The 13,374-nt window shown below is 34.3% G+C and carries 13 protein-coding genes; 3 read left to right on the forward strand and 10 right to left on the reverse strand.

Features of this window, described 5'->3' with window-relative positions:
- Positions 1-23 precede the first annotated feature (23 nt).
- From BUA98_RS19655 to mraZ, 8 genes are all read right to left on the reverse strand, one after another.
- On the reverse strand, positions 24-1,337 hold the full coding sequence (locus BUA98_RS19655; protein WP_072975287.1) for an FtsW/RodA/SpoVE family cell cycle protein: 1,314 nt from the start codon (positions 1,335-1,337) through the stop codon (positions 24-26).
- A 76-nt stretch (positions 1,338-1,413) separates the two neighbouring features.
- Complete coding sequence (murD, locus tag BUA98_RS19660) at positions 1,414-2,745, reverse strand: UDP-N-acetylmuramoyl-L-alanine--D-glutamate ligase (protein WP_072975288.1); 1,332 nt, start codon at positions 2,743-2,745, stop codon at positions 1,414-1,416.
- A complete protein-coding gene (gene mraY / locus BUA98_RS19665) occupies positions 2,746-3,978 on the reverse strand; it encodes a phospho-N-acetylmuramoyl-pentapeptide-transferase (RefSeq protein WP_072975290.1) in 1,233 nt (410 codons plus the stop codon).
- A gap of 81 nt (positions 3,979-4,059) precedes the next feature.
- Complete coding sequence (locus BUA98_RS19670) at positions 4,060-5,523, reverse strand: UDP-N-acetylmuramoyl-L-alanyl-D-glutamate--2,6-diaminopimelate ligase (protein ID WP_072975291.1); 1,464 nt, start codon at positions 5,521-5,523, stop codon at positions 4,060-4,062.
- Positions 5,520-7,526, reverse strand: coding sequence for a penicillin-binding protein (locus BUA98_RS19675; protein WP_072975293.1), 2,007 nt, complete (start codon positions 7,524-7,526; stop codon positions 5,520-5,522). Before BUA98_RS19675 ends, BUA98_RS19670 begins: the two co-directional genes overlap by 4 nt.
- Positions 7,517-7,864, reverse strand: a complete 348-nt coding sequence (locus tag BUA98_RS19680; protein ID WP_029273288.1) for an FtsL-like putative cell division protein — start codon at positions 7,862-7,864, stop codon at positions 7,517-7,519. The genes BUA98_RS19675 and BUA98_RS19680 overlap by 10 nt, the downstream gene beginning before the upstream one ends.
- 15 nt (positions 7,865-7,879) lie before the next feature.
- The gene (gene rsmH, locus BUA98_RS19685; RefSeq protein WP_208858006.1) at positions 7,880-8,788 is read right to left on the reverse strand and encodes a 16S rRNA (cytosine(1402)-N(4))-methyltransferase RsmH; all 909 of its coding nucleotides are present in this window, start codon (positions 8,786-8,788) and stop codon (positions 7,880-7,882) included.
- Positions 8,763-9,236, reverse strand: a complete 474-nt coding sequence (gene mraZ / locus BUA98_RS19690) for a division/cell wall cluster transcriptional repressor MraZ (protein WP_026985666.1) — start codon at positions 9,234-9,236, stop codon at positions 8,763-8,765. The genes rsmH and mraZ overlap by 26 nt, the downstream gene beginning before the upstream one ends.
- A 378-nt stretch (positions 9,237-9,614) precedes the next feature.
- Here mraZ and BUA98_RS19695 point away from each other — a divergent pair, with 378 nt between their 5' ends.
- Together BUA98_RS19695 and yihA are read left to right on the forward strand one after the other, a co-directional pair.
- Positions 9,615-10,379, forward strand: a complete 765-nt coding sequence (locus BUA98_RS19695) for an alpha/beta fold hydrolase (RefSeq protein ID WP_072975295.1) — start codon at positions 9,615-9,617, stop codon at positions 10,377-10,379.
- A gap of 42 nt (positions 10,380-10,421) precedes the next feature.
- A complete protein-coding gene (yihA, locus tag BUA98_RS19700) occupies positions 10,422-11,042 on the forward strand; it encodes a ribosome biogenesis GTP-binding protein YihA/YsxC (protein ID WP_026985664.1) in 621 nt (206 codons plus the stop codon).
- Positions 11,043-11,166: 124 nt separating this feature from the next.
- On the opposite strand, the gene gldC is transcribed toward yihA, so the two are convergent.
- Together gldC and gldB are read right to left on the reverse strand one after the other, a co-directional pair.
- Positions 11,167-11,502, reverse strand: a complete 336-nt coding sequence (gldC, locus tag BUA98_RS19705; protein WP_026985662.1) for a gliding motility protein GldC — start codon at positions 11,500-11,502, stop codon at positions 11,167-11,169.
- On the reverse strand, positions 11,502-12,458 hold the full coding sequence (gldB, locus tag BUA98_RS19710; RefSeq protein WP_072975297.1) for a gliding motility lipoprotein GldB: 957 nt from the start codon (positions 12,456-12,458) through the stop codon (positions 11,502-11,504). The genes gldC and gldB overlap by 1 nt, the downstream gene beginning before the upstream one ends.
- A gap of 99 nt (positions 12,459-12,557) precedes the next feature.
- Between gldB and nadE the strand changes: the two genes are divergently transcribed.
- The gene (gene nadE / locus BUA98_RS19715) at positions 12,558-13,364 is read left to right on the forward strand and encodes an NAD(+) synthase (RefSeq protein WP_072975298.1); all 807 of its coding nucleotides are present in this window, start codon (positions 12,558-12,560) and stop codon (positions 13,362-13,364) included.
- The last annotated feature ends 10 nt before the right edge of the window (positions 13,365-13,374 follow it).

The following is a 13,374-nucleotide window of genomic DNA, read 5'->3' on the forward strand; positions in this document are numbered from 1 at the left end:
TTAAAAACTATACTGTTCTTAACTTATTTATTTAAAACCGCATTCATAGGATTTCTTGAATTGTCTTCAATCGAATACATTAATCCCTCTTCTTCATATATTTCATCAGCAGGTAAATCTTCTTCTGCTAGTTCTTTATCAATCAGTCTCTGAAGCGCTTCTTTTCTTCTTTCTTTTTCTTCTTTTTCTTCGGCAATTTCTTCATCTTTCTTAGTTACACTGATGATAATTCCGAGTGAAAAACAAGTCATCCAAATCGAACTACCTCCACTACTAATCAACGGAAGCGTCTGACCTGTTACCGGCAATAATTCCACTGCAACCGCCATATTAATCATCGCCTGAAATATCATCGGAAAACCGAGTCCGACGACTACTAATTTCCCAAATAACGTAGTTGCTTTATGTGATGCTATTACAAATCGGAACAATAACAATAAATACAAAATTAAAATCGAAACTCCTCCAACTAAACCATATTCTTCAACGACAATGGCATAAATAAAATCGGAAGAAGATTGTGGCAAAAAGTTCTTCTGAACACTTTTCCCTGGGCCTAAACCTCCTAATCTTCCAGATGCAATTGCGATTTTTGCTTTTTCGATCTGGTAATCATCTTCATCAGGTTTATCTGTGGTAAAGTTTGCAATACGACTTTCCCAGGTTGATACTCTGCTAAAGAATCTCGAATCCGGAAATGCTTTAGCTACCAAAAGGAAAAACGCCAACATTGCAATTCCTGAACCGATAATAAAACCAATATACTTTAATGGATATTTTCCAATGAACGTTAACATCATAACCATAGCAAAAATCAATGCTGTGGTAGAAAAGTTCGCTGGTAAAATAAGTGCCAATGTGATAAAAACCGGCAACCAAAGCTGTATCAGTGAAACCTGAAAAGGTTCGTTTTCTTCTTTCGTTTTAGACAAATAACGCGCCACAAAAATAAATAGCACGATAGAAGCCAATGTCGAGGTCTGAAACGTGATTCCAATAAACGGAACCTGAATCCAACGACTCGCATTTGCTCCGGCAATTACAGTTCCTTTAAGCAATGTATAAAGCAATAAGAACCATACAATTGGTAAAGCAATTTTTGAAATCGCCCTGAAATAATGATACGGTACTCTATGTACCCAATAAATAATCAGGAAACCAATACAAATGTGAGCCAGATGTTTTACCAAATAACCCAATGTATTCCCAGTTCCATGGCCAATGTACGCCAAATTACTACTTGCACTAAAAACAGGCATAAACGAAAACAGTGCTAATAAAGCCACGAATGACCATATTACTCTATCTCCTTTTAATTTGTTAACCAATTCTTTCATAGTGCTTAGTTTCAGGTTTTTCTTGTTTAATGTTTCAGGTTCATCCTAATGTGAAACCTGAAACATGAAACTATTTTTATAAATTATGAACAGCTTGTTTAAACTGTTTTCCACGATCTTCGTAGTTTTCGAATAAATCGAAACTTGCGCAGGCTGGAGACAATAAAACAGCATCGCCTTTTTCTGTTAATCTCTGTGCTGTTTTTACAGCATCACTCATATTATTTACTTCAACCATGATATCAACTACGTTGCCAAAAGCTTCGATAATTTTATGATTATCTATTCCTAAACAAATAATTGCTTTTACTTTTTCACGAACTAATGACATTAATTCGTTGTAATCGTTTCCTTTATCAACACCACCAACAATCCAAACAGTTGGCACATTCATACTATCTAAAGCAAAAAAAGTAGCATTTACATTTGTTGCTTTTGAATCGTTGATATATTGAACATTCTGAATTTTTAATACTTTCTCTAAACGGTGTTCTACACCTTGAAAATTAGATAAACTTTCGCGAATTGTTGCATTCCTAATTTGCATCAATTTCGCTACAGAGCTTGCTGCCATTGCGTTTTTCATGTTATGTTTTCCTTCTAACGCAATGTATTCTGTTTCCATTGTAAACTCTTCTTGGTTGATCTTTATTTCCATTTTGTTGTTATTTATAGAAGCCCCTTCATCGAATTTTTTAGTCAGCGAGAAAGGAATTAATTTTGCTTTTGTTGTGTTGTTTTTTAACCATTCTGCGCTTGCCTCATCGTCTGCATCGTAAATAAGGTAATCGCTTTCGGTCTGATTCATTGTTATTCTGAACTTTGAATCGATATACTTGTGATATTTATACTCGTATCGGTCTAAATGATCTGGACTGATATTCGTAATAATGGCAATATCCGGCCGGTATTCTATAATTCCGTCAAGCTGAAAACTACTTAACTCGAGCACGTAGGCATCGTATTTATTCTCAGCAACCTGCCAGGCAAAACTTTTTCCGATGTTTCCTCCCAAACCTACATTCAAGCCAGCTGATTTCAACAAATGATACGTCAGCATTGTTGTGGTAGTTTTACCATTGCTTCCGGTAATTCCAATTGTAAGTGCTTCTGTAAAAGGTTTTGCGAATTCAATTTCCGAAATCACTTTTACTCCGGCTGCAACCAGTTTTTTTATTATGGGAGATTTTTCTGGAATTCCCGGACTTTTCATGACCACATCGGCATTTAAAATCAGGTCTTCAGTATGTTGCTCCTCTTCCCATGCTATTTTATTAATGATAAGAACTTCTTTATAACTCTCTTTTATCTTTCCAAAATCCGATACAAAAACATCGTATCCTTTTTTCTTCCCAAGAATAGCAGTACCTACACCACTTTCTCCTCCTCCTAAAACTACTAGCCTCATCTATCTTAGTTTTAAAGTAACGATTGATAATATGGCTAACATAATCGCAACAATCCAGAATCGGGTAACAATTTTACTTTCATGATATCCCTTTTTTTGATAATGGTGATGCAATGGTGACATCAGGAAAATTCTTCGTCCTTCACCGTATCTCTTTTTAGTAAATTTGAAATAACTCACCTGCAAAACCACTGAGAAATTTTCCACTAAAAAGATTCCACACAATAACGGAATCAATAATTCTTTTCTAACTGCAATTGCCAAAACGGCAATGATTCCACCAATAGTTAAACTTCCTGTATCTCCCATAAAAACAGATGCGGGATAAGAGTTGTACCAAAGAAATCCTATTAACGCTCCCACAAATGCAGATATAAAAACGGTCATTTCTCCAGAATTTGGGATATACATTATATTTAAATAATTGGAGAAAATAATATTCCCGGAAACGAACGTAAATATTCCAAGTGCGAGGACGGATACTGCTGACGTTCCCGCGGCGAGACCATCAATACCATCTGTTAAATTAGCTCCGTTTGAAACAGCCGTTATAATAAAAATTACCACAGGAATAAAAATCAACCAAGCCCATTTTTCATATCCTTCACCAGTAAAAGCCAATATTTCAGCATAATCAAATTCATTGTTTTTTACAAAAGGAATTGTCGTTGCAGTTGATTTCTCCTCCACAGGAGCTGGTAAAACTACTGTTGTATTAGTCGAAGATTTAAATACATCTGTTCTTCCCGTATCAGTTCTAACTGTTACAGCTGGATTAAAATAGAGAACAGCTCCAACAATAATTCCCAAACCAACCTGGCCAATTACTTTAAAAATCCCTTTAAGACCTTCTTTATCTTTTTTGAATATTTTAATATAATCATCTACAAAACCAATCGTTCCCATCCAAAGAGTAGTCACAATAAGTAATACAATGTAAATATTATGCAAACGAGCAAATAACAAAACAGGCACAAGGGTTGCAAAAATGATAATCAGTCCCCCCATTGTTGGAGTTCCTGCTTTTTCATTTTGCCCTTGAAGACCAAGCTCACGAACGGTTTCACCTACTTGCTGATTTCTCAAAAAGTTAATGATTCTCTTTCCGTAAATCGTTGATAAAAGCAACGAAAGCATTAATGCTAAAGCCGATCTGAAAGTGATATACTGGAAAACACCTGTTCCCGGTATATCTAATGTTTTGTCTAAATATTCAAATAAATAGTATAGCATATATCTTTTATTTTAAATTCCAATTTTGAATTAAATTCCAAATTCCAACGTCTAAATTCGAATCTGAAATTTCCTTTTTTGTTATTTCTTTAGTTGATCTAAAATTTCTTTTACCGTTTCCATATCATCAAAATGATGACGAACACCATTAATTTCCTGATACGTTTCATGACCTTTACCGGCGATTAAAATAATATCATTTGGCTGAGCCAATTGACAAGCTGTCTTAATAGCTTGTTTTCTGTCGGTAATTCTCAATATTTTTTTATAATTATGAGCTTCCACTCCTTTTTCCATTTCATCTAAAATCACTTCAGGATCCTCGTTTCTTGGATTATCAGAAGTTAAAATTGCCTTATCACTAAGATCTGAAGCAATTTTAGCCATAATTGGTCTCTTTGTTTTATCTCTGTTTCCACCACAACCCACAACTGTAATCAATTGTTCGTTTTTGGTACGGATATCATTAATTGTTTTTAATACATTGTCCAATGCATCCGGCGTATGTGCGTAATCAACAATTGCAGTAATGTTGCCTTCTGACACAATATATTGAAAACGACCCGAAACACTTTCTAAATCAGACAGTAAGCGTAACGCTTCAAGACTATCCATTCCTAGTTCAATTGCAGTTCCGTAAATTGCCAAAACGTTGTAAGCATTAAAGGTTCCAATCAGTTTTACCCAAACTTCATTTTCATTTACTTTTAGCAATAATCCAGACAATTGGCTCTCTAATATTGTTGCTTTAAAATCAGCATAAGATTTTAAAGCATAGGTAAATTTCCTGGCAACCGTATTTTGAAGCATTACAGTTCCGTTTTTATCATCAATGTTTGATAAAGCGAAGGCTGTTTTTGGCAGTGAATCAAAAAATGACTTTTTTACATCTCTGTATTCTGCAAAAGTTGGATGATAATCTAAATGATCATGTGAAAGATTCGTGAAAATTCCACCTACAAAATGCAAAGCTTCTGTTCTCTTTTGATGAATTCCGTGCGAACTCACTTCCATAAAACAATGTGTCACTCCAGCTTCGATCATTTCATTTAAATAATAATTGATCGTAATAGAATCCGGCGTTGTGTGGGTTGCTTTATATTCTGTTTCATCAACCATGATTTTTACTGTTGATAATAAACCAACTTTAAATCCTGCTTTTTCAAACAATTGAAATAATAAAGATGCTATTGTTGTTTTTCCATTTGTACCTGTGACACCCACTAATTTTAATTTTTCAGAAGGGTTTCCGAAAAAATTAGCTGCCATAAAAGCCAAAGCTGTATTTGTATCTTTTACTTTTATATACGTAATTCCTTTTTCAATATTTTCTGGTAATGTATCACAAATAACCGCAATTGCTCCTAACTGAATTGCTTTTTCGATATAATCGTGCCCATCAGAAAGTGATCCGCGAATGGCGACAAAAACATCATTTGCTTCAATCTTTCTTGAATCAAAATCAATTTTGTGTACGTCGATTTCTGTCGAACCTGTTACAGATTCAATCGCTACTTTATATAATATGTCTTTCAGTACTTTCACGATAATTCTAATACTATGGTTGTGTTTTTACTAATAGTTTGTCCTGGCTGAATGGACTGTTTTTTCACTTTTCCAACACCAATAACTTTTACCTTCAAATCAAGATTTTCAAGTAAAGCAATCGCATCCATTCCTGGCATTCCTTTCAAATTAGGAACCTGATTCGTTTTCTTATTTACTTCAGTGGTATATTTTTCATAGCTGGAATCCTGCTTTGGAACTCTCGAATCCAGTTGTTTAATTTTATTTGTTGAAGGGGCATCTGTAAATATCTTTTGAGCAATTCTTTTAAAAACCGGCCCTGCAACATCGGCACCATAATAGTTATTGTTCGCTGTATTTGGTTTATGAACCACAACTATACAAGAATACTTTGGATGATCGGCCGGAAAATATCCAGCAAAAGAAGAAGCATAATACATTCCTTCTCTTCCTGCTTTACCATAATTTACCATAGCTGTTCCTGTTTTTCCTGCCATAGAAAAATCTTTCGAATATAACTTAGAACCTGTTCCCTTTTTTACCACATTTTGCAAAACTGCTCTTACTTTTTTAAGCGTTTCTGGCGAACAAATGCTTGAATTCATTACTTCTGTATCAAACTTTTTAATCGTTTTATTCCATTCTTTAATTTCTGAAACAAATTGTGGCTTTACCATTACACCATTATTTGCCACTGCATTATATAGTGTTAAAGTCTGCATTGGTGTAACCGAAACTCCATATCCAAAAGCCATCCATGGAAGTGAAACTCCTGACCAATTTTTATCTTTTGGATGCGGAATAATAGCTCTTCCTTCTCCTTGAAAATGCAGTCCTAAAGTTTTATTCAGACCAAAATTCCTGATGTGATCTACAAATTTTGATGGATTACTTTTGTAATTATTATAAACTGCCTGAACCATCACTGTATTTGATGAAAGTTCAAATCCACGAGCTAACGAAATCTTACCATAACCACCTGTATGCGAATCACGTACAGATCTTCCGTAATACTTAACTACTCCACCGTGACTATCATAAACAGTACTCGTATCTGCTACTTTGTCTTCTAAAATCGCCATCAAATCTACCAGCTTAAAAGTCGATCCTGGTTCGTGAGATTCTGCGACAGCATAATTTGTAGTTTCTTCATACGATCCATCTTCCATTCTTCCTAAATTGGAAATCGCTTTTACATAACCTGTTTCTGTCTCCATTACTACAACACAACCGTGATCTGCTTCGTAATCTTCTAGCTGTTTCAATAAAGCGTGATGTGCAATATCCTGAATAAATACATCAATTGTCGAAATGACATCATAACCATCAATCGGGTCAACTTCATTAACATCACGAATAGGTTTCCATTGTCCTTTTGCGATTTTTTGTTTTAGAATTTTACCATCTTTTCCGTTCAGATAACTTTTAAAAGCCCATTCAATCCCTTTTCCAACTTCAACGCCAGTTGCGGGATCGATTCGGTCGTAGCCTATCGTTCTTTCGGCTATTTTTCCTATCGGATGTTTTCTAACCGTTTCCTGCTCCACTATAATTCCACCTTTGAAAGCGCCCAAATTGAATAATGGAAAACCTTTAATTTTCACATAGTCTGTGTAACTCAATTTACGGGCAATCAAATAATAGCGGTTTTTATTGGCTCTGGCTTTTCTTAATTCCTGTTCGTAATAACCTCCCGGTCTATCGAGAACAGTAGCTAATGAATCTGATAGTGCTTTTACGTGTTTTTCGAAAGTTTCTGTTTTTGGCGCTTTTGCATCAAATCTAATTTCATAATTAGGAATTGAGGTTGCCAGCAAACTTCCATCAGCCGAATAAATATTTCCTTTGTTTGCCGGAATCACAAAATTTCTAACTGTACGCTGTTTCGCCAGTTTTCTATAATAATCTCCTTCAACCCATTGAATATTGGTTAATTTAACGACAATAGCAATTGCCATCACGAAGATGAAAACTGCTACGAGGTAAATTCTGTAGGATATATGTTTATCGTCTACTGCCATATTCTTTTAAAGAAACTTTTTTCTTCTTCTTTTTTAACTTCTATTTTTACTGGAGGAACTGTCGATGGAAAAATCTGTTTTTCAAGCATTTTATCCGATATCGTTGATTCCATTTTTAATTTCATTAATTCTGAACGTCGGTCTACAAATTCAGATCGCAATTCTTTTACTTCATTGTTCAGCTTTGCAATTTCAAAAACCTTTTGTTCGTATCGCTGTGTATTGGCAATCATTATTATGGCAAGCAAAATGATAAAAACAATGAATCGCCAGTTTTTAACTGCGTCATCATTTATAAGAAACCTTGCTTTTAATATGCCAAATACTCCACCTTTCATTTTTCTACCTTTATATTATATCTTCTCAGCAATTCTTAATTTTGCACTTCTTGCTCTATTATTAATTTTGATCTCAGCGTCATCAGGAACAATCAATTTTCCAATCGTTTTAAACGGAACTGAAAAGTTTCCATAAAAATCACGTTCCGGCTCTCCTTCAAACATTCCGTTTTTAATGAATCTTTTAACCAATCTGTCTTCTAAAGAATGATAAGAGATTACTGAAAATCTTCCTCCCGGATTTAGAATTTCTAATGACTGCTCAATAAACTCTTTCAAAACATCCATTTCCTGATTTACCTCAATTCGAATTGCCTGATAAATCTGGGCCAATATTTTATTTTTAACTCTTTCAGGTAAATATTTTGCCAAAACTACTTTTAATTCGTCTGTCGTTTTGATTGGATATTTTTCTCTTGCTTCTACAATTGTTCTTGCCAAGGCAGGTGCGTTTTTCAACTCCCCATAATCAAAAAAAACACGACGTAAATCCTGTTCTTCATATTCGTTAACCACCCGGTAAGCATTTAAATCATTTTTTTGACTCATCCGCATATCAAGCTCGGCATCAAATCTTGTAGAGAATCCTCTTTCCGGAACATCAAACTGATGTGATGAAACTCCTAAATCGGCCAGGATTCCATCTACTCCTTTAACACCATGAAAACGCAAAAACCTTTTTATAAATCTAAAGTTCTCATTAATTAAGATAAACCTTTCATCCGGTAATGCGTTTGCAAGCGCATCTTCATCCTGATCAAAAGCAAATAATTTACCGTTTGGCCCTAATCGTCTCAAAATTTCTTTTGAATGCCCACCGCCACCAAACGTAACATCTACATAAATGCCATCAGGTTTAATATTTAAACCATCAACTGTAGGATGAAGTAAAACCGGATTATGATATTCCATTGTCGTCGTCATTAATATTTCCCATTACTTCTTCGGCCAGATCTGCAAAATCCATATCTTCGCCGCTTATTGATTTTTCATATAAATCCTTATCCCAAATTTCCACAATATTAACCGCAGATGAAAAAACCACATCTTTAGCAATACCAGAAAAAGCTACCAAATCTTTTGGCACCAACAATCTCCCTAATGCATCAATTTCTACCATTTTAACTCCGGCAGTAAATCTTCGAATGAAATCATTGTTCTTTTTTACAAAACGATTCAGCTTGTTGATTTTTTGCATCATCAGGTTCCATTCCTCCATCGGATACAATTCTAAACACGGTTGAAAGACCGAGCGCTTCAAAACGAATCCGTCCTGAAGAGAAGAAGCCAATTGCTTTTTCAAAGGCGCAGGCATCATTAGCCTCCCTTTAGCATCGACTTTACACTCATATGTTCCAACAATTGTGTTCAAGAAAAATCAATTAATATGTTATAGGACAAAAATATAAAAAATATTACCACATTTTACCACAATATACCACTTTGTTAATAAGTTTAACCACTTTACTCCCACCATACCTAATTTACAACCAATCAATACATTAGCTAATTATTACTGAATTTCCAATTACACTAATCAATTGAAAAAATTATGCACCATTTTTCTTAAAAAAATGTCTATTATGCAGATTTCTTAACATTTGGCAATTCCACCAAAAACACCTCTAAAATCTGATTTTTAACCACTTAGATGTTCTACGAAAATTATCTAGTTAAAAAACGGTAGCAAAAATTCATTTTTATTTATTAAACCCTATATTTGTCCAAATTGAAATTGGCATTAAATTAGATGGACAAACACTACAAAAAAGAAGGCAAATACAGCTATTATGAAGCTGGAGAAGGTACTCCTATCGTTATTTTACATGGCTTAATGGGAGGCCTTAGCAACTTTGATGCTGTAGCCGAATATTTCCCAACAAAAGGATACAAAGTTGTCATCCCTGATTTGCCAATATACACTCAAAGCATTTTAAAAACGAACGTAAAAAGCTTTGCAAAATATGTAAAAGACTTTATTACTTTCAAAGGTTTTGATCAGGTAATTTTATTAGGTAACTCACTAGGAGGACATATTGCACTTTATCACACAAAATTATATCCTGAAAAAGTAGCAGGACTTGTAATTACTGGAAGCTCTGGTCTTTACGAAAGCGCTATGGGAGATAGTTACCCAAAAAGAGGTGATTATGAATACATCAAAAAGAAAGCTGAAGATGTATTTTACGATCCTGCAATTGCCACTCCGGAACTTATTGATGAAGTTTATGCAACGGTAAATGACCGCATTAAATTAATCAAAACCCTAACGATTGCCAAGAGTGCAATTCGTCATAATATGGCTAAAGATTTACCAAAAATGACAGTAGAAACCTGTATTATTTGGGGTAAAAATGACGCTGTTACACCACCAAATGTTGCCGAAGAATTTGATAAATTATTGCCTAATTCAACTTTGTATTGGATAGACAAATGTGGACACGCTGCTATGATGGAACATCCTCAGGAATTCAACAAACTTCTTGAAGAATGGCTCATTAAAAAGAATTTATAGCATCTAACTTTCGACTTTTAGGAGGTTTTAAAAACAAAAAACATGAAAATTACAACCGCCGAATTTATTGTCAGCAATTCTGAAGTTGCAAAATGTCCTGCGGAATTTTTGCCGGAATATGCTTTTATCGGAAGATCAAACGTTGGTAAATCTTCGTTGATCAACATGCTTACCAATCACAAGAATTTAGCAAAAACTTCAGGAAGACCTGGAAAAACCCAATTAATAAATCACTTTAAAATCAATAACAATTGGTTTTTGGTCGATTTACCTGGTTATGGCTACGCGAAAGTGTCCAAAAAAACAAAATCAGTTTTCCAGCAATTTATTACTGATTATTTTGAAACCAGAGAGCAATTAGTTTGCGCTTTTGTTTTGATTGATATTCGTCATGAAGCTCAAAACATAGATATTGAATTTATGTCTTATATGGGTGAAAGCGAAATTCCGTTTTGTATTATTTTTACGAAAGCAGATAAAATCAGTAAAACAAAAATTGATTCACATATTGCAGCATACAAAAAACAAATGTTTGCTAATAACTGGGAAGAAATGCCTCAATATTTTGTAACCTCATCTACAGAATCAACTGGAAAAGAAGATCTTTTATCTTATATCGATGAAGTAAATCAGGAAGTATTTAAAAACAATAGTCAGTTTTAAAATTCCAATTTTAAAAATTCCAAACTCCAATCCTTCGACTTTTCTCCGGATGGCAAAAAATAAAAAAATCCCAAACTCCAGTTTAATTGGAATTTGGGATTTTTTTATTTTTAGAATTTGAAATTTATTTAGTCAACTCCAATTTCTCTGCAAAATAATCACAGAAATCTTTCATGGTATCTGACATTTTCTCATCATCAGTTGCACGCTTAAAAGTATCTGACATCGCTACTAAAGTCTGGTGAAAGAAAATCTTCATTTCATCAACCGGCATATCTTTTGTCCACAAATCAATACGCATTGTTTCTTTAGCTTTGCTATCCCAAATAGATAACATAATTGCTTTTGCTTCTTCAGCCTGTACACCGCCATCTTGCGCGCTCCAGGTTAATTTTTCCGGAACACGGTTTTCATCTAATTCTATATTGAATTTAATTTCTGAATTTATTGTATCTGACATTATTTCTTAGGTTTATATTTTGACTTCTCGAAAATCTCTTTACTACTTGTTTTTAATAATTCAGGCAAAGTAACATTATTGTTCTTCATATACGAACGTACCATTTGCCATCCAATCCACGCCCCAACTTTTCCTGGGGTATCATTATCTATTTCCAGATAAAATTTTGAAAATGGTGCGGGTGTCATAAATCGGGTTGTTAATTTAGGATCATCACTGTAGAGCATTTCTTTTTCAAGAAAATAACGCCACATATACGCTTCATTTTCTTCACACCATTTTATCTGCTCAGGGGTATAACCAATTTTATCGGCATCTGTATATTCTGGCAATAATAAATCTTTTGCATACAATTGTTTTCCTTCAAATATCATTTGAGAAACTAAAGTTCTATCCGGAAACGCTGGAATATTTCTGTAAGCAAAACTTGAAACCACATCCGGCATAATTTGTTTTTCCTCAAAATTCTGTTTCAGATAATTTGGAAATTCATAAAATTTATGATCTTTCCCCAAATACAACTCCAAAGCTACAATTACTAGACTATCTGCATAAATTGCTTTGGCATTATAATCCATTTCGCCAATTACAGTAATTACTTTTGGAGTTTTAGTTTTAGGAAAATAATATTTAACATGCTGAAAAAGCGAATTAAACTCCTGACGTACAGGTTCAAAATTTGCATACTTTTTCTGCACTTCTTCATATACTTCTCTCCAAATTGGTTCCTGCATTTTCTGCAACCAAACTGAGTCATCATTACCTGCAGGAAAAAAGAAAGGATATTGTCTTTTTACTTTGGCTAAATCCTCAGGTTTTGTTTCAAAAAACACTTTATCAAAACGTTCTACTTTAATATCAACCGGAATTCCCTCTACTTCTTTTTCGACTTTGCTTTTTTGATCACAAGACAAAAAAAACAGGGATAGAACTACTATAAAGCGATATATTTTCATTTTATTTTAATTAGATTTGTGTTGCATAAATTTAAATACAGACATACTTAAAAATATTTGTGCAAATATACATCCCTGTATCTTAAAACTTGAACTATTATGGCTAAAAAAAGTACAATTCAAACAGAAAAAGTAAATACCCACATTGTAGATTGGTTAAAAAATTATGCTAACAATGCAAAAGTAAATGGTTTTGTAATTGGAATTTCCGGCGGAGTTGATTCTGCTGTAACTTCTACATTATGTGCCCAAACGGGTTTACAGGTTTTATGTGTTGAAATGCCAATTCACCAGGCCGCAAGTCAAGTTTCAAGAGGAAGAGAACATATTGACCAATTAAAGAAACGTTTCCCAAACGTATCAAGCATAGAGACTGATTTAACAGCCACTTTTGAAGCTTTTAAAAGCTCCATTCCTAAAACAGAGGACGAGGCCAAAGTAAGCTTATCTTTAGCCAATACACGCGCTCGCATCAGAATGACGTCTTTATATTACTTAGCCGGCATTCACGGACTTTTAGTAGCCGGAACCGGGAATAAAGTGGAAGATTTTGGAGTAGGATTTTATACTAAATATGGCGATGGCGGAGTTGATTTAAGTCCAATTGCTGATTTAATGAAATCTGACGTTTATGCTCTGGGAGAATTTTTAGCAATTCCAAATTCAATTTTAACAGCAGCTCCAACAGATGGCCTTTTTGGTGATAACAGAACCGATGAAGATCAATTAGGAGCAAGTTATGATGAACTTGAATGGGCCATGTTGGCGGCGGAGTCAGGAAAAACGGCAGGTGACTTTAATGGGAGAGAAAAATCTGTCTTTGAAATTTATAAACGATTAAACACCAGCAACAAGCACAAAATGGATGCTATACCTGTCTGCATAATACCAAAAACGTTAAAATAAAACTTTTTAA

It is taken from the genome of Flavobacterium saccharophilum, assembly GCF_900142735.1.
Taxonomy (GTDB): Bacteria; Bacteroidota; Bacteroidia; order Flavobacteriales; family Flavobacteriaceae; genus Flavobacterium; species Flavobacterium saccharophilum.

Coding starts and splice junctions, on each gene's coding strand:
- murD (WP_072975288.1), bottom strand. CDS start 2,745: ATGAGGCTAGTAGTTTTAGGAGGAGGAGAAAGTGGTGTAGGTACTGCT.
- BUA98_RS19680 (WP_029273288.1), bottom strand. CDS start 7,864: ATGAAAGGTGGAGTATTTGGCATATTAAAAGCAAGGTTTCTTATAAAT.
- gldC (WP_026985662.1), bottom strand. CDS start 11,502: ATGTCAGATACAATAAATTCAGAAATTAAATTCAATATAGAATTAGAT.
- BUA98_RS19675 (WP_072975293.1), bottom strand. CDS start 7,526: ATGGCAGTAGACGATAAACATATATCCTACAGAATTTACCTCGTAGCA.
- BUA98_RS19655 (WP_072975287.1), bottom strand. CDS start 1,337: ATGAAAGAATTGGTTAACAAATTAAAAGGAGATAGAGTAATATGGTCA.
- BUA98_RS19695 (WP_072975295.1), top strand. CDS start 9,615: ATGGACAAACACTACAAAAAAGAAGGCAAATACAGCTATTATGAAGCT.
- rsmH (WP_208858006.1), bottom strand. CDS start 8,788: ATGACGACGACAATGGAATATCATAATCCGGTTTTACTTCATCCTACA.
- mraY (WP_072975290.1), bottom strand. CDS start 3,978: ATGCTATACTATTTATTTGAATATTTAGACAAAACATTAGATATACCG.
- gldB (WP_072975297.1), bottom strand. CDS start 12,458: ATGAAAATATATCGCTTTATAGTAGTTCTATCCCTGTTTTTTTTGTCT.
- nadE (WP_072975298.1), top strand. CDS start 12,558: ATGGCTAAAAAAAGTACAATTCAAACAGAAAAAGTAAATACCCACATT.
- yihA (WP_026985664.1), top strand. CDS start 10,422: ATGAAAATTACAACCGCCGAATTTATTGTCAGCAATTCTGAAGTTGCA.